The organism is Mangrovicella endophytica (assembly GCF_002893625.1).
Classification (GTDB): domain Bacteria; phylum Pseudomonadota; class Alphaproteobacteria; order Rhizobiales; family Rhizobiaceae; genus Mangrovicella; species Mangrovicella endophytica.
Genome location: NZ_PKMZ01000007.1, coordinates 143,586 through 158,854, shown reverse-complemented (window position 1 = coordinate 158,854; position 15,269 = coordinate 143,586). Strand labels below are relative to the sequence as shown.

The 15,269-nt window shown below is 64.2% G+C and carries 15 protein-coding genes and 1 tRNA gene; 9 read left to right on the top strand and 7 right to left on the bottom strand.

Going from position 1 to position 15,269, the window contains the following annotated elements:
* Window positions 1-2 precede the first annotated feature (2 nt).
* A tRNA-Ser gene (locus C0R46_RS15570) sits at window positions 3-91 on the top strand.
* Between the two features lie 111 nt (window positions 92-202).
* Here the strand turns inward: C0R46_RS15570 and C0R46_RS15565 are convergent.
* Window positions 203-1,498, bottom strand: a complete 1,296-nt coding sequence (locus tag C0R46_RS15565; protein ID WP_245413612.1) for a PAN domain-containing protein — start codon at window positions 1,496-1,498, stop codon at window positions 203-205.
* A gap of 286 nt (window positions 1,499-1,784) precedes the next feature.
* Here C0R46_RS15565 and C0R46_RS15560 point away from each other — a divergent pair, with 286 nt between their 5' ends.
* The 7 genes from C0R46_RS15560 to C0R46_RS15530 all read left to right on the top strand — a co-directional run bounded on the left by C0R46_RS15560 (window position 1,785) and on the right by C0R46_RS15530 (window position 6,517).
* Window positions 1,785-2,021, top strand: coding sequence for a site-specific integrase (locus C0R46_RS15560; RefSeq protein ID WP_157944664.1), 237 nt, complete (start codon window positions 1,785-1,787; stop codon window positions 2,019-2,021).
* Between the two features lie 449 nt (window positions 2,022-2,470).
* Window positions 2,471-3,142, top strand: coding sequence for a DUF1223 domain-containing protein (locus tag C0R46_RS15555; protein ID WP_245413611.1), 672 nt, complete (start codon window positions 2,471-2,473; stop codon window positions 3,140-3,142).
* Between the two features lie 150 nt (window positions 3,143-3,292).
* Window positions 3,293-3,577, top strand: a complete 285-nt coding sequence (locus C0R46_RS15550; protein WP_102960574.1) for a hypothetical protein — start codon at window positions 3,293-3,295, stop codon at window positions 3,575-3,577.
* Between the two features lie 83 nt (window positions 3,578-3,660).
* Entirely contained in the window at window positions 3,661-4,491 is an 831-nt protein-coding gene (locus C0R46_RS15545) for a cytochrome b/b6 domain-containing protein (RefSeq protein WP_198598364.1), read from the top strand.
* Between the two features lie 4 nt (window positions 4,492-4,495).
* Window positions 4,496-5,263 carry a molybdopterin-dependent oxidoreductase gene (locus tag C0R46_RS15540; RefSeq protein ID WP_102960572.1) on the top strand — a complete coding sequence of 256 codons (768 nt, stop codon included), beginning with the start codon at window positions 4,496-4,498 and terminating at the stop codon, window positions 5,261-5,263.
* 34 nt (window positions 5,264-5,297) lie between these two features.
* Complete coding sequence (locus tag C0R46_RS15535; protein ID WP_425349892.1) at window positions 5,298-5,855, top strand: sigma-70 family RNA polymerase sigma factor; 558 nt, start codon at window positions 5,298-5,300, stop codon at window positions 5,853-5,855.
* Complete coding sequence (locus C0R46_RS15530) at window positions 5,852-6,517, top strand: NrsF family protein (protein ID WP_102960570.1); 666 nt, start codon at window positions 5,852-5,854, stop codon at window positions 6,515-6,517. Before C0R46_RS15535 ends, C0R46_RS15530 begins: the two co-directional genes overlap by 4 nt.
* 343 nt (window positions 6,518-6,860) lie before the next feature.
* Here the strand turns inward: C0R46_RS15530 and C0R46_RS15525 are convergent, their stop codons facing one another.
* The 6 genes from C0R46_RS15525 to C0R46_RS15500 form a co-directional block, all read right to left on the bottom strand.
* Window positions 6,861-7,250, bottom strand: coding sequence for a hypothetical protein (locus tag C0R46_RS15525; RefSeq protein ID WP_102960569.1), 390 nt, complete (start codon window positions 7,248-7,250; stop codon window positions 6,861-6,863).
* A 280-nt stretch (window positions 7,251-7,530) separates the two neighbouring features.
* Window positions 7,531-9,999, bottom strand: a complete 2,469-nt coding sequence (gene ctaD, locus C0R46_RS15520; protein ID WP_102960568.1) for a cytochrome c oxidase subunit I — start codon at window positions 9,997-9,999, stop codon at window positions 7,531-7,533.
* 195 nt (window positions 10,000-10,194) lie between these two features.
* Complete coding sequence (locus C0R46_RS15515) at window positions 10,195-11,184, bottom strand: cytochrome c oxidase subunit II (protein WP_102960567.1); 990 nt, start codon at window positions 11,182-11,184, stop codon at window positions 10,195-10,197.
* Window positions 11,181-12,341, bottom strand: coding sequence for a c-type cytochrome (locus C0R46_RS15510; RefSeq protein WP_198598363.1), 1,161 nt, complete (start codon window positions 12,339-12,341; stop codon window positions 11,181-11,183). The genes C0R46_RS15515 and C0R46_RS15510 overlap by 4 nt, the downstream gene beginning before the upstream one ends.
* Entirely contained in the window at window positions 12,319-12,906 is a 588-nt protein-coding gene (locus C0R46_RS15505) for a cytochrome c oxidase assembly protein (RefSeq protein ID WP_102960565.1), read from the bottom strand. Before C0R46_RS15505 ends, C0R46_RS15510 begins: the two co-directional genes overlap by 23 nt.
* 271 nt (window positions 12,907-13,177) lie before the next feature.
* A complete protein-coding gene (locus C0R46_RS15500) occupies window positions 13,178-13,690 on the bottom strand; it encodes a DUF305 domain-containing protein (protein ID WP_102960588.1) in 513 nt (170 codons plus the stop codon).
* Window positions 13,691-14,001: 311 nt separating this feature from the next.
* Here C0R46_RS15500 and C0R46_RS15495 point away from each other — a divergent pair, with 311 nt between their 5' ends.
* A complete protein-coding gene (locus C0R46_RS15495) occupies window positions 14,002-15,267 on the top strand; it encodes a DUF2254 domain-containing protein (RefSeq protein ID WP_198598362.1) in 1,266 nt (421 codons plus the stop codon).
* The last annotated feature ends 2 nt before the right edge of the window (window positions 15,268-15,269 follow it).

Sequence of the window (15,269 nt, the reverse complement as noted above, 5' to 3'; positions counted from 1 at the left end):
CCGGAGAGGTGGCAGAGTGGTTGAATGCACCGCACTCGAAATGCGGCATACGGGCAACCGTATCGGGGGTTCGAATCCCCCCTCTCCGCCAAGATCATGATTCTGATCAGAGATTTAACCTGCCGGAAGCCGCTGAACGCCAGCTAGGCTGCATAGCTCCGAGCGTGCCGGCGCGCGATGAGCCACGACCGCGGCACGTCGGCTATTCCAGGCTGATGATCGTCGGCGCGGCAAAGGCCTGAAGCTTCTTGATGCCGCTGATCATGCCGGCGCGGCTTTGTGGCTGACCGACGCTGCCTTTCAGCCAGCACTCCTTCTTACGCTGCACGAAGGTAAAGCCCACGCATTGATCGTTGGCGACGCATGCCAGCCTGCATTGGCCCTGCGTAGCTGCCCGACGTTCCGGCTTTCGCGCCAGGTCGCCGAACGGAAGGTCAACGTCCGAGAAGACCTGTATCTTCGGATCGATGATTCCCGCAGAGAAGCCGGACGGCTCGTTATCACTCGCAGCCAGAAGCTCGCCCGAGATGGCGACAGCATTGCCATCGGCCATTCCTCTCTTGGATTTGAGAAAGCAGTTGGGGCCGCGGGTAATCTTGGTATTGGCGTTGTAGGTGAACGCCTTGCACGCTCCTTCCTTGGCGAGGCAGGCTGCTGCGCAAGCTGCGATATCGGACGCCTGCGTCGTTGCGAGGTCCTCGCCGTAGAAGTCGACGCCAGTGAAGATCGCCAGTCTTGTTGGCCGACGTCTATACGACTCGATCGTGGACAGAGCCGAACTGGACGCTTGATCGAGGGACGGCGCAGCGTGCGCCAGGGTGGTCGCGGCGGCCGTCTCAGGTTTGGGCGCATCCTTTGATTTCTCATCCGCCTCGGGCGCGTCGCCCGCCACGAGTTCTGTCGGAGGAGCAGCGATTCCTGCACGGCGGTTGATGCTAAACTCCTCGACCTCAGCAGCGGTGAACACGTGCATGTCGTCCGGCGGCGTTCGGAACATGACCGTTAGCACCTGGATCGGCGTCTCGAAGCGATTGAGGACATCGATGATGTCGGAGATCGACAGTTGTGCGCTGACGAGGTTTGGCTCGTCGGATGAGATCTGATGCACGCCGAGCTCGCCATCCGCCTGGCGCTCGATGCCGGCAAGGAAGAGGTAGGCACATGCGGAATAGCAGCGGGACCCTTTCGGTATCAGCGTCGCGATCTTCCGCTCGTGAACGTCGTCGGCGATGAGCAGCGCCATCTGGACCAATCCTCCGACGCTATCGAGCGTCAGGAGTCGCGCGCCCTTTGCAGCGGCCAAGGCACGACGAAAGTCCAAGGCAGAGCCACCGTCGATCGGCCCATGAAGGGCGATCACGTCCGGCCTGCTATAATCCACTATGAAAGGCCCGAACGCCTTCGTAGCGGCAGTGGCGTGGCTCGCCACCGCGATGAACGACAAGAACGCGACACAGACGACCGTAAATCGACGCATGAACTCTTCCCGTGATGCCATCAGGTCACCGCATGCCGCTACGTAGGCACTCTCCAGCGAGCGATCGCCGATTGCAACGGGCTCGTCTTGAAGTGCAAGCCGCGGGCGCTGAGCTCAACAAGATCCTGTAGTCATCTCTGATGAGGGACCACCGGACGTATCCTTGGCAACGACGAACCGGCAACGTCGTGCTCCACCCCTTCCTGGAGGACATCGGCTTCATCGACTGGCGATCGAGCAGGGAAACAGCTTCCTGTTCCCTGAGATCATGCGGCTGGTCGATCCCTCAAAGAGCGCCCCCTCCTACATGCAGCGTCTCCTCCAGAAGGCCGGGATCGAGAAGGGCAAGAGCGAGGTCTTCCACTCGCTCCGCAGTGGCAACATCGAGGAGATGCGAGACGAGCAGGTGGATGGTCGCACCCGCCGCCTTCAGGTCGGCCATACGGTCGAGATCGACGAGCACGAGGGCTACGGCAGCAAGCAGCTCAGCGAGAAGGGAGCCCGCGTCCTCGCCCTGCGGCCGCTGAACCCCGAGATCGACTAATCGATGTTCCATGGGCTCGACTTCGATGCGATGGCGAAGAGGAAGCGGACAAGGGGGCGGTGGCCTAAAGACTGAGCAAGCCGGTACAGGGAGTCGTTTCCTGTGGCTCGTTGCGACCTAACACAGACCTTGGAACTGTTCCTGGCAACGACGAAACGCCGGCAGTTGCGACGGCGGACTTCGGTCGATGCAGGACGTGCGAAGACCGATCGCCAATCTACGACGTTGCACCGAAGATGCACCTCCCGCAGAAGCTGGCGTCAATTCCGCCGCAGGTAAAAAGGCATCGCAGAATTTTCGCGCCGCCGCTGTAACAGCCGGCGCATTGGCTTCGTAGGCACTCTCAGACACCGCTCTCATCCATACAGAAGGAGCCGTCGTCGGGGAGATGTGCGATGAAACACTCGAGATCGCCGATCCATGCGCCCCTCAACTGGGCCCTGCCGTTCATGCTCGCGACCTTCGGGATGGCGGCCTTGGCGTCTGGTCCGGCCTTCGCGAAAGCCCGTCCCGTCACCGTGGTAGAACTCTTCACCAGCCAGGGATGCAGTTCTGTGCCGCCGGCGAACCGCAATGTGGTGGCACTGATGGATAAGCCGGATATCCTGCCGCTCAGCTTCAGCGTCACCTATTGGGACCAACTCGGCTGGAAGGACACGTTCGGCGCCGAGGCTTTCACTGAACGCCAACGGAATTACGAGCCCGGCCTCGGGCGGGACCGTCCCTTCACCCCGCAGGTCGTCGTCAACGGCCGTCGCGACACGATCGGCAACAAGGCCGATGCCCTCCGCGCGATGCTCAACGGGGTGAAGCCGCCCGTGGACGTGCCGATTGAGATCAAGGCGAACGGGGTCGAGATCGGCCGCGGCGCCGCACCGGTCTCCGGTGCTGATGTCTGGCTCGTGCGCTACAGGCCAGGCGTCGAGCGCGTCGCGATCGAGCGCGGCGAGAACGCCGGCAGCACGCTGCCGGTGCCCAATGTCGTGACCGACATCCGCCATGTCGGTCGCTGGTTGGGCGTCGCGATGTCCTTCGGAGCGCCGGCCGTGGAGGACGGCGAGCGCACGGCGGTGATCGTGCAAAAGCCGGGCGGGGCGATCCTCTCGGCCGCCACCGACTGATCGTTCACCTCACGAAAAACGAACGCGATCGAGCCGCGCCGGATCATCCGCGTCCGCGCCAGCCGACGCCCTATCCCATGCCGCGCCCGCAGGGGCCGGTGCAACCGGAAGCGCCCGCAGGGCAATGCTTCCCCTTTCCGGAGAAGACACATGACGAACCGCATCGCCCGCTTCGCGCTGCCGCTCCTCGCAGCTTTCGTCGCAGTTACCGCCGCTCTTGCGCCTGCCGCCCATGCCGAGGACGCCATGAAACCGCAGGCCGAGGACAAGATGAAGCCGGACGCGATGAAGCCCGCGGATGGCATGAAACCGGATGCGGCGATGGCCCCGGACGACACGATGAAGGCGGACGACGCGATGACGGACGACGCGATGAAGGCCGACCCGATGGCGCCCGATGCCATGGCGCCGGCCCCGGCGAATCCGAAGAAGTAACGGATCTGGTGCGTTCGGGCCGCCCGGCCCGAACGCCTTTCCCCCAGTGAAGAAAGGCCGCCATGACCGATGTCGGACAGCCCATGGCTGACAGCAAACCTGCCGGAACCGACATGGCGCGGCCGGGGCTCGTCTATCGGCACCGCCTCGCCACCCGCACCTGGCATTGGCTGAATGTCGTGACGCTCTTCGTCATGCTGATGAGCGGCCTCACCATCTTCAACGCCCATCCCCGGCTCTACTGGGGCGCCTATGGCGCGGACCAGGATCAAGCCTGGCTTCAGATCGGCGCGGCGGGAGACCGGGGCTATCTACGCGTCGGCGACCTTGCCATCGATACGACCGGCCTCCTCGGCCGCTGGACGAACGAAGCGGGAAATCCCGTCAACCGCGCCTTTCCCTCCTGGGCGACGATCCCGTCCAGCTACAATCTCGCTCTCGCGCGCCATTGGCATCTCTTTTTCGCCTGGATCTTCGCCGGCGGCATCCTCCTCTATGCTCTATGGAGCTTGGCCAGCCGGCACCTGACACGGGACCTCCTGCCCACCCGTGCCGAGCTCCGCCCCGCCCACATCCTTCACGATATCGGCCAACACGCCCGGCTGCGCTTTCCGAAAGGCGAGGCCGCCAAGCGCTACAACGTGCTTCAGAAGCTCGCCTATTGCGCAGTGCTTCTCGTGCTTCTGCCGCTGGTCGCCCTGACAGGCCTCACCATGTCGCCGGCCCTGAATACGGCATGGCCTTGGCTTCTCGACCTCTTCGGCGGCCGCCAGTCAGCACGCTCCCTCCACTTCGTCGCCGCGACGCTGATCGTCCTTTTCGTCCTCGTCCACGTGGCGATGGTGGTGCTCGCCGGCCCGCTCAACGAGATCCGCTCGATGGTGACCGGCCGCTACCGTCTTCCGAAGGAGTGATCAGATGGTTTATCGTCCCACGCGGCGTGGTTTCCTGACCGCCGGTCTCGTCGGCATCGCGCCGATAGTGCTCTCGGGCTGCGACGTCTTCGGTCTCGCGCGATCGCAGGCGGTGATCGACGCGCTCGGCTCGGCGGACGATCTTGCCCGGCATCTCCAGCGGCTGATCGGCGGTGATGCGCTCGCCCCGGAATTCGAGGAAGCGGAGATGTCGCCTGTCTTCCGCACCAACGGCAACACGATGCCGTCGAGCACGACCTACCAGACGCTGGCCGCGGGCGGCTTTTCCGGCTGGTCGCTTGGCCTCGACGGCCTCGTCGAGCGGCCCGTCCGATTCACTCTTGCCGAGATCATGGCGATGCCCGCCCGAACCCAGATCACCCGGCACGACTGCGTCGAAGGCTGGAGCGCGATCGGCAAATGGACGGGCGTGCCGCTCGGCCACCTGCTCGGCGAGGCCGGGCTGCGGGCGGAGGCGCGCTATGTCGTCTTCCATTGCGCCGACGAATTCGACGGCTCGAACTATTACGAGAGCATCGATCTCGCCGATGCCCGTCATCCCCAGACGATCCTCGCCTATGCGATGAACGGGGCGCCGCTTTCGATCGGTCACGGTGCGCCCTTGCGCCTTCGGGTCGAGCGGCAGCTCGGCTATAAGCATGCTAAGTATGTCATGCAGATCGAAGTCGTCGCGAGCCTTGCCGGGATCGGCGGCGGCCGAGGCGGCTATTGGGAAGATGCGATCGGCTACGATTGGTACGCTGGCATCTGACAGTCGGTCGGCAAGGCGATTGGGGCGAAGTCTCGTGGCGATGCAACCACGCGAGCAGGAATGGTCGGCCTGGATGGCGGCGGCCCTTGTCGGCGACGAAATCGCCTATCGGCGTTTCCTGGAAGCTGTGACGCCACATCTGCGGGTGATCGCCCGGAGACGCCTCTCTGCCTTCCGGCTCGGCAATCAGGATGTCGAGGATGTCGTCCAGGAAGCGCTCCTTGCCATCCATCTGAAACGCGGGACCTGGGAAACCCATCGCCCGATCGGGCCCTGGATTTCCGTGATCGTGCGCAACAAGCTGATCGATGCCCTCCGCCGCCGCGGGCACCGGGTCGTCGTGCCGATCGACGACGTCGTCGATCTGATCGCGGACGAGCGGCAGGACGTTTCGACGGACGGGCAGGACATCGAGCGGATGATGGACCACCTGAAGCCGGTTCAACGCGATATCGTTCGGGCGATCTCGCTCGATGGTTCGAGCGTCCGCGACACGGCCGCGCGGCTGTCGATGAGCGAGGGCGCGGTGCGGGTCGCCCTGCACCGGGCGCTACGGAGTCTGGCGGCGATCTACCGCGGAGGAACGACATGACGCCCGACGAGAACATGCCGTCGAGGTCCGCCATCGGCACGGACCGGCTGATCGAGGTTCTGGCGAAGGATGCAGGCGCACCGCGGCCTTTCGGCAGCATCCTCCTCGTGGCTGCCGCCCTCGGCGTGGCCTCCGCCGCCGCATCCTACCTCGCTATGCTGCAGCCTCGGCCCGACATCGACGTTGTGGTGCGGACCCTCCGCGTCCTCTTCAAGTTTATCGTCACAGTGCCGCTGGCCGTCGGCATGATCGGGCTCCTCGATCGCATTGCCCGCCCGGCCGCGCCGCATGGCTTCTGGCCGTGGCTGCTCGGCGGCGTCGGCGCGGTGCTGGCGGTCGGCGTCGGCACGGAACTGGCGATGTCGCCGCCGGCCGAATGGGCGGCGCGTCTCGTGGGCCACAATGCCCGCTACTGCCTGATGTTCATTCCGCTGATCGCGATCGGCCCCTTGGCCTGCTTCATCGCCGCCTTGCGCCAGGGGATGCCGGCACGGCCGGGACTGGCTGGCGCGGCGGCGGGCATTGCTTCGAGCGCGATCGCCGCAGCGCTCTACGCCACGCATTGCCCAGATGACAGTCCGCTTTTCGTAGCGACCTGGTACACGCTTGCCACCTGCATAGTCGCGGCCTGTGGCTTCATTGCGGGAAGGCGGTTCCTGTGAGAGCAACCTTATGCTCGAGACAAACGTTTGACCGATACAGCCCGCTAGAAGCGTTCCTTTTTCCGGGCCAAAGATCCAAAAGCCGCCTGGGAGCTTTCCACCCGGCCGACCTCTGGCAACAACCGCGACGGCATCTCAGAAGCGCCGGCTGAAGGCCATGTTGATGATTGCTGTTCTGCTTCTGGGTATGATCAGCCAGGAGACGATGGGTCTCTCTCGCATCGCTCTCGAGATCGATCCCGCCCTCCGATCGCACTGACGATCGACCGAGCGCTGGGCATACCAGCCCGGCCTGCCTTGAACAGCAGCGTCGAACGGCAGCACGTCCGCATCGAGAGCGCGTTCAGCGTCCCTGAGCGCAGACCGGCAGAACGGCGGTCGTGACGCCGGCGAACAGGATTCCCAGAGACGCAAGAGCGCTCAGAAGACGCATGATGCCGATCAGCGTGCCGTCGTCCGCATCCACCGGCCTGCGGCGAAGAAGCAGGCGGAACGGAAGACGAGGGACAACGGCGCCGAAGACGCTGGCAAGCCCCGATGCCAGCGTCGTGACGCCGATCAGGAGCCGGATCGCCGTGGCCGCGTCGAAGTCGGCCGAAGAGGCTGCCAGTGTGCAAAGCAGCGCCTGGCCCCCGTAGGCGATCGTGAGGTGCCCGGCCCAGAGGATCGGACCCCAAAGCAAAAAGAACAAAGCTCCGATGACCGGGCTGTCGTGGCGGGCGAAGAGCGACATGCGACCTCCTAGAGCCTTTCAGGGTCAGATGGAAGCGTTCTGCCGGCGGGAATTCGGGATCAAGGTCGAGGGGTTCGGCGAAGGTCGTAGCGGCGCTACGGCCGAGACGAAGCCCGATGGAGTTGGCCCGAATTCACCCGGCCCTTCGGGTTTCCCGCTGGCGGGCGCCCGGTTCGTCGAGCCGCTTGGCCGATGGAACCCCATCGACCGGCACGTCTCTCCTGCCGGATCACCTCGCCATCGGAGAAACAGAACGGTTTCCATCTGACCCTGAAAGGCTCTAGACGAGCAAGCGCGGGAAGCCGTGCACAAGGAGCAGGCCGAACAAACCTTGCCCAGCCGTGTAGGCGTACAGAAGGAAGGCGTTGTCGAAGGTGACACGCCTGACCCTGTCCATCTGCCGGGTGGCCAGTCGCGCGCCGGCAAACAGGCACAGCACGATCACCGCCAGCGCGCCCTGCCCAGTCAGCAGCGCCGCCATATAGACCATCGCGGCATAGCTGCTGGCGTCCGGGCGAAGTCCGGTGATCCAGTGTCCCCAGACCTCGATCCCGACCGCCGCGGCCATGGCACAGGACGCCAGCACCAGCAGTAGAAACGCTTCCCAGCTGCGCTTGCCCGGGTCCGGAAGCGCACGATAGGCCAGAGCCAGCAGCGCCACACCGCCGACTAGGAGACCAGCCGACAGCAACGGATAGGCCACATGCGGCGGCATGGGCGAGCCGTCAGGCGCCCACACATCCGGTGAGACTGTCCAGAGATAAAGATATGAAAACACATAGGCGATGAACAGCGAGCCCATCACCAGCATCAGAACCACCATCGCCCACCAGCTGTGGGACTGCGGCCCGGTGATATAGGTGGGGACGCGGATATCTCCGCCGATATCGACCTCGCCCTTGCCGGGCCTGTCGAGCTGCCATGCCCAGATTAGGCACGAGGCAACGGCCAGGACGCCGCAGGTAATGGCGATGGTGACCGCCTTGATCGTCAGAAGCAGGAAGAAGGCGGCCGTGAAGACGGCGGCGAACAGATGCGTCCAGCTCGGACCGGGCATCTGGATGATGTATTGCGGCTTGGCCTCGATGGCGGTGGTCACCACGGTTTCGCGGCCGCCCGTCGGCGCGCCGGGAAGGAAATGGTGGCCGTTCTTGACCTCTTCAGCGAGGTTTTGCTGGTCCCACAGAGGTTCGCGGCTGCGCACCAGCGGGATGCTGCGGGTCGAATAAACGTCGTTCGGCAGCCATTCCAGCGTGCCGGCGCCCCACGGATTGTCGGGTCCGACTTGGCCGAAGCGGAAGTTGCGCGCCAGGTCGATGATGAACACCAGCACGCCGGCTGCGATGATGAAGGCGCCAATCGTGGAGATCGTGTTCAGGAGGTCCCAGCCCATCATGCTCGGATAGGTCCAGACGCGGCGCGGCATGCCTTGCAGTCCGACGATGTGCATGGGGAAGAAGGTGACGTTGAACCCCATGAACATCAGCCAGAACGTCCAGCGGCCGAGGCGTTCCGACAGCATCCTGCTGCTCACCATCGGTGCCCAGTAGTAGAAGGTCGCAAACAGCGGGAACACCATGCCCCCGACCAGCACGTAATGGAAATGCGCGACGATGAAGTAGCTGTCGTGGACCTGCCAGTCGAAGGGCACCATCGCCACCATCACGCCGGTCAGACCGCCCAGCACGAAGATGAACAGGAAGCCGAGGATGAAAAGCGACGGCACCGTCATGCGGAAGCGCTCGCGTCCGGCGGCGATGGTGGCGATCCAGGAGAACACCTGGATGCCGGACGGGATCGAGACCGCCATGCTCGCCGCGGAAAAGAAGGCAAGGCTCAGCGTCGGAATGCCCGTGGTGAACATGTGGTGCACCCACAGCCCGAAGCTGAAGAAGCCCGTTGCGATCAGCGCCACCACGATCAGGCGATAGCCGACGAGCGGCGTTTGCGCGAAGGTCGGAACCATCATCGAGACCAGACCGGCGGCAGGCAGGAAGATGATGTAGACCTCCGGATGGCCGAAGAACCAGAATAGGTGCTGCCACAGCAACGCGTCGCCGCCAAGTTCGGCCGAGAAGAAGGGCCAGCCGAAGGCGCGCTCCAGCTCGAGCAGCATCGTTGCCAGGATCACCGCGGGGAAGGCGAAGATGATCATGCCCGCGAAGATCAGCATCGACCAGGCGAAGATCGGCATCTTCGCGAGCGTCATGCCCGGCGGCCGCGTGCGCAGCGTTCCGACCACGATCTCGATGGCGCCGGCGATGGCCGAAATTTCGATGAAGCCGATCCCCAGCAGCCAGAAATCCGCGTTGTTGCCAGGCGAATACTGGGTCGTGGTGAGCGGCGGATACATGAACCAGCCGCCCTGCGGGGCGAGATCGTAGAAAATCGTGGAGAAGAAGACGAGGCCGCCGATCACATAGGCCCAGATCGCATAGGCGCTGAGCCGCGGGAAAGGCAGGTCGCGCGCCGCCAGCATCTGCGGCAGCAGCATGACGCCCAGCGCCTCGACGGCAGGCACTGCGAACAGGAACATCATGGTCGTGCCGTGAGTGGTGAAGAGCTGGTTGTACAGCTCCTGCGTCACGATCCGCTGATCGCCAACCGCCAGCTGGATGCGCATCACCAATGCCAGAATGCCGGCAAGCACGAAGAACAGGAACGCCGCGCCGATATAGAGCAGCCCGATGACCGTGTTGTTCACCGCAGTCGGAAGACGCCAGCCGGTGGGCGTCTTCCAGATCCGCATCAGCTCCTCGACTTCACCGTCGGGGCGTGGTCCGGGATTGGGAAGCGTAGTGTCCAAGCGTAACTCCGGCTGCAGCCTACTGGCGAAGGACGAAGAGAGCCGAGCCGCCGCCGGAACGGGTGACGAGCACCGGGGCTGCGGCCAGACTAGCGGCGACTGTCGCGGACGGACCAGCGTTGGCGGGATCGATCATGATCAGGCGAGGCCGTCGAGATAGGCCGCCAATGCGTCGAGCTCGGCCTCGGTGAAGATGCGGTAGGGCGGCATGCCGTTTTCCGGCTTGATGTGCTGGTTGTCCACGATCCAGCGCTTGAAGGATGCCTCGTCGTTGTTGAGGGTTGCGGCCCCAAGGGACTTGCGGCTGCCGACATGGGTAAGGTCGGGGCCGATCGTTCCTGCAGCGGCGGTTCCACGAACTGCATGGCATGCGCCGCAGCCGCTGCGCAGAAATAGGTCCTGCCCGAGCTTCTCGCGTTCCGTATCGGGCGCCTTGGCCGGCGCCGCCTCCCCGTCGAGCCACTGCGCATACTCGTCCGCCGGATGGGCGACCACGACGAAGGACATCAGGGCATGCGCGCCGCCGCAATATTCGGCGCACTGTCCGCGGCTGATGCCCGGCTTGGTGGCGGTGACCGACAGCATGTTGGTGCGGCCCGGGATCATGTCGAGCTTGCCGGCGAGCTGGGGCGCCCAGAAGCTGTGGATGACGTCCTTCGTGGTCAGGGCGAGATTGACCGTCTCGCCGACGGGAACATGAACCTCATTGGCGCTTTCGAGACTGCGGCCCTGCGCATCCCGGTACTGCACGCGCCACCACCACATCTCTCCGCTGACGGCGATCTGCGGCGCTCCGGTCGGCGACGAGGCGAATGCGCTCTCCTGCATCAGGTACAGTCCGTAGCCGAGCAAGGCGGATAGTACCGCTGCCGGAAAGAACACCCCAGCGCCGTAGATCATGCCTTCGGCCGACAGGGTGCGGCGGATGCCCGATCCACCGTAGATCGCCCAGAGAGTGCACAGAAGAACGGCGGCGAAGATCAGTCCACCCCCGATCGTCATGACCCAGAACAGGCTGTAGATCTGCTCTGCGCCTGCGCCTGTCGGATGAAGAGCCGACTGTTCGACAGAGCACCCGCCGATCACGAGCAGGGGAAGAGCGGCCGAGCGACGTGCTGTCGTCCTCATTCTGTCGCCCCCGCCGGTGAGGAACGCGCAAAGCGGCTGAGATCGCGGGTGAGCGAGGCATAGTAGGCGCTGACATCCCTGATCTGCTCGTCCGTCATGTTGGCGGCAGACCGCGCCATGATGATCCCGAAGTCGCTGCCGGTCCGATGTCCTTTGCGCCAGAGATCGAGCTGCCCGGCAAGGTAGCGCTGTCCCAGACCGTCGATGATGCCGTATTGGAGCGACGCAGCGCCGGCATGGCAGCTGCTGCACGGCGCCACTTCCTGCTTGGGAATGCCGGCTGCAGCAATGGCGCGGCCCCGGGCGATGGAGGCCGCCTCGGGCATCTCCGGCGAGGTCGTCTCAACCGGAGCGAGGCCGCTGTAGTAGTCCACGAGCTGATTGATCTCGCCGTCGGTGAGGTTTGCCGAGACTGGCTGCATGAAGCCGCTCTGGCGCCTGCCATTCCGATACTCCTGGAGCGAGCGCCTCAGATAGTCCGGCGACTGGCTGGACAGGGCCGGCACGAGTCGGCTGACCGGCGCGGTATCGGCGTCACCATGGCATCGCACGCAGTTGCTGAGGGCGTAAGCCTCGCCAGCCTCAGGGTTGGTGTAGCCGCCGCCGGTCCGCTGTTCGGGTCCCGCGTCATCGATGACGTCGCGGCGATCCGCTCCGCCGGTGTCCTGCAGCCACTCGACGAAGGCCACCACGCTCCAGACCTCGTCGTCACGCCCGACGCCCGGCCATGCCGGCATGCCGGTGTACTTCAGCCCGCTGCGGATGATGATGAAATGATCTGCGGCATCGTATTCGTTGACCGGATTGGCCAGGTCCGGCGGGGCCGGCAGCATGCGCTGTGCAATCGGGCTGATCGGCTCACCCGGAATGCCGTGGCAGAAGGCACATCCGGCGACGTAATGCTGGGCACCGAGACGGATGCGGTCGCGATCCTTCAGATCGGGGACCTCGATCTCCGAACTGCGGGCGGCAATCGACTGGTCACGCACCGTCGCAAGAATCCAGTTCGTGATGCCGAGATGCTTCTCGCTGGCCGCTACATTGTAATAACCTGCCCAGACGAAGATCGTTATCCCGCCGATCAGCACAAGGATAACGACGACGATCTCGTTTCCGAGTTGATCGAAATCGACCTTAAGAATATCGCGGATTCGCATCCGGTGCCTCGCCTTCCAACGCCAGAAACCAGCGCGCTGAGACAATGATGCCGGCCAGAACATAGCTCAGAGGACAGGCGACAATCATGATCAGACCTGCCAGCTGCTGGTCTGCAAGCGCCGCCGCTGCGTCGATTGGCGCTCCTTCGGGGCCGGCAGCCAGTATGGTGCGCGGCGCAAAGGTGAGCAACGCGCCTAGGAGGCAAAACAGCTTGCCCGTGATCAGCAGTGCGAAGATCGCTCTCCAGCTGCGTGTCCCGGAGGCCGAAATGATCGCGGACCAGAAGCACAGCGCCGCAACCAGCAAGGTCCCGTGCATGAGAAGCCACAGGGCCGGACTTCCCATGGCGCTCTCGAAGACGGCGGGCGCGTGCCAACCCCAAAGGAGAAGGAGCTGTGCAGCCGTGGCGGCCGGCCAGATGCGCCATGTCGTGGAGGGAAGCCAGCGTCGCACGCCGAGAGCCAGGAGCGGCGCCACCACGTTCATCATGATGATGTGCTGCAGCATATGCGCTGCAAGCCCGCTCGGATGGAAGTAGCCCAGTGCCAAGTGCGAAGCGTGCATTTTCCCCCGTCGTGCTGCGGTCGTCGGCCTCTGATCTTGGACCGCACGTCGCCAAGCGCTGGCAGAAGCTAGCACATCATAGCGGATTAGAAGCCGGATTGCGCCCCTCCAAGCCGTCTGCACGATCTGGAAGCCATCTGGTGAGCGATCAAAGGCCAGGCATGGCTAGAGGGGCGCCGTCTGTTATTCCAGCACCGCTCAGCCCGCGGGTGACGGCCCTCGTCATCATCCTCCGAAGGACGGGCAGCAAGGGCGTGCTATCTTGGCCGTGTCAGTTGCGGCCGGCGGCGGCATCCTCGGACATGCTTGGAGCGATGTCCGGTGCGTTGGCCGCGGGAGGGCTGGCCTCCAGATCGGCGATGAGGCTTTTCATCTCGCCGATCTCGCGGACCTGAGCGTCGATGATGCCGTCGGCGAGGTCGCGGACACGCGGATCGCGGATGTGAGCGCGCTCGCTCGTCATGATCGCGATCGAATGGTGGGGGATCATCGCCTTCATGTAGGAGACGTCCGACACCGTCTCCTGGCTGCGCACCAGCCACAGCGCGCCGGCGAAGACGACGACGCTGACGGCGAGGATGGCCAGGTTCGCTCCCTTCTTCGGGTACCTCCCCCACATGAAGCCGATCATGATGAAGGCCATGGCCGCTCCCATGAGGAGCGCCATCCAGGCGCGCGTCTGACTGAAGAAGACGTGGTCGAAGGCGAAGGTGTTCAGGTACATCAGGCCGAACATCACGATCGTCGACGTCGCGATCATGGCGGCGAAGTGCTTGTATGTCATCGGGTCCATCGCAGCAAGGTTGCCCACGAAGAGCTGGAGCCTCCCGCGCTGGAAGGTCAAGGATCGGTGGCCGGCAATCGCTCCGCCGGCCTCCTCAGTTAAGGAAGCACGAGGCCATCGCCGAACTGTCGGAAGCCGCGCGCGTCGAGACCAACTTGGCAGAATTTCTGGAAGCTCGGCATGTGCGAAGCATATTCCTCTTCCCTGCACGGCGGTGGGCAGGAAAGACGGTCTCGAACGCTGAAGCCCGGTTCATCCATCAAGATCAATTGACGGCCCATCCCCCCATTCTCGCGGAAACATAATCCCTCATGATGTCACATTGGGCGTGGCTCCTTCGCCAACTCTCCCGCCGGATCTGGGTACGGGCCAGCCTCTTCTCGGTGGCAGCGGTCGTCACGGCCTTGGTTGCGATCGTTGTCAGCCCTTACATCCCGCACGACCTGCCGACGAAGATCGGCTCGGATGCCGTCGACAACATCCTCGGCATCATCGCATCGTCGATGCTGGCGGTGACGACCTTCTCGCTTTCCACAATGGTCTCGGCCTATTCGGCCGCGACGAGCAACGTCACGCCGCGGGCAACGAAACTCATCATGGAGGATGCGACTACTCAGAACGTCCTCTCGACCTTTGTCGGCTCCTTTCTGTTCAGCCTCGTCGGGATCATTGCCCTGTCGACGGGTCTCTACGGTGATCGCGGCCGCGTTGTTCTGTTCGCCGTCACTGTAATCGTGATCGTCGCGATCGTGGTGACACTGCTGCGTTGGATCGATCACCTGTCGCGGCTCGGACGCGTGACGGAGACGACCCACCGCGTCGAAGTCGCAGCCACGGATGCGATGAGAATCCGCCGCAAGGACCCGTTTCTCGGCGGGCGGCCCCTTCACGACACACGTGCGATCCCGGCGACGGCGCGACCGATCTTCCCGGCCAACATCGGTTATATTCAACATCTCGATACAGGCGCCCTCAACGCGATCACGGAGGATGGCAGCGGCCGGATCTATGTCGTCGACCTTCCCGGCAACTTCGTCGCTCCGACCGAGCCCATTGCATATGCCGACGGCGTAACCCTCGACGACCAGGACCAGATGATCCGCGGCTGCTTCACGATCGGCGATACGCGCTCCTTCGATCAGGACCCCCGCTTCGGCGCGGTGGTTCTGGCAGAAATCGCAAGCCGCGCCCTGTCGCCGGGCATCAACGATCCTGGCACGGCGATCGACGTCATCGGCAGGGCCGTTCGGGTCTTGTCGATCTGGGGTGAGCCGGCGGAGGCGACCAGCGACGTCGAGTACCCGAACGTTTTCGTTCCGCCCGTCGAAGTCGCCGATCTCTTCGATGATCTCTTCACCCCGATCGCGCGTGATGGGGCCTCGACGGTCGAGGTTGGCGTGCGGCTCCAGAAGGCGTTTTGCACGCTGTCCCGGCTCGGACGGGAAGGCTACGCCGATAGCGCCATACGCCACGCCCGAGAGGCCCTGCAGCGTGCCGAAGCGGCACTGGTGATCGAGGCGGATAAGGAGCGGCTGCGCCGGCTGGCATCTGCAGTTGGACAGCGTGCGGCGGATTGAAG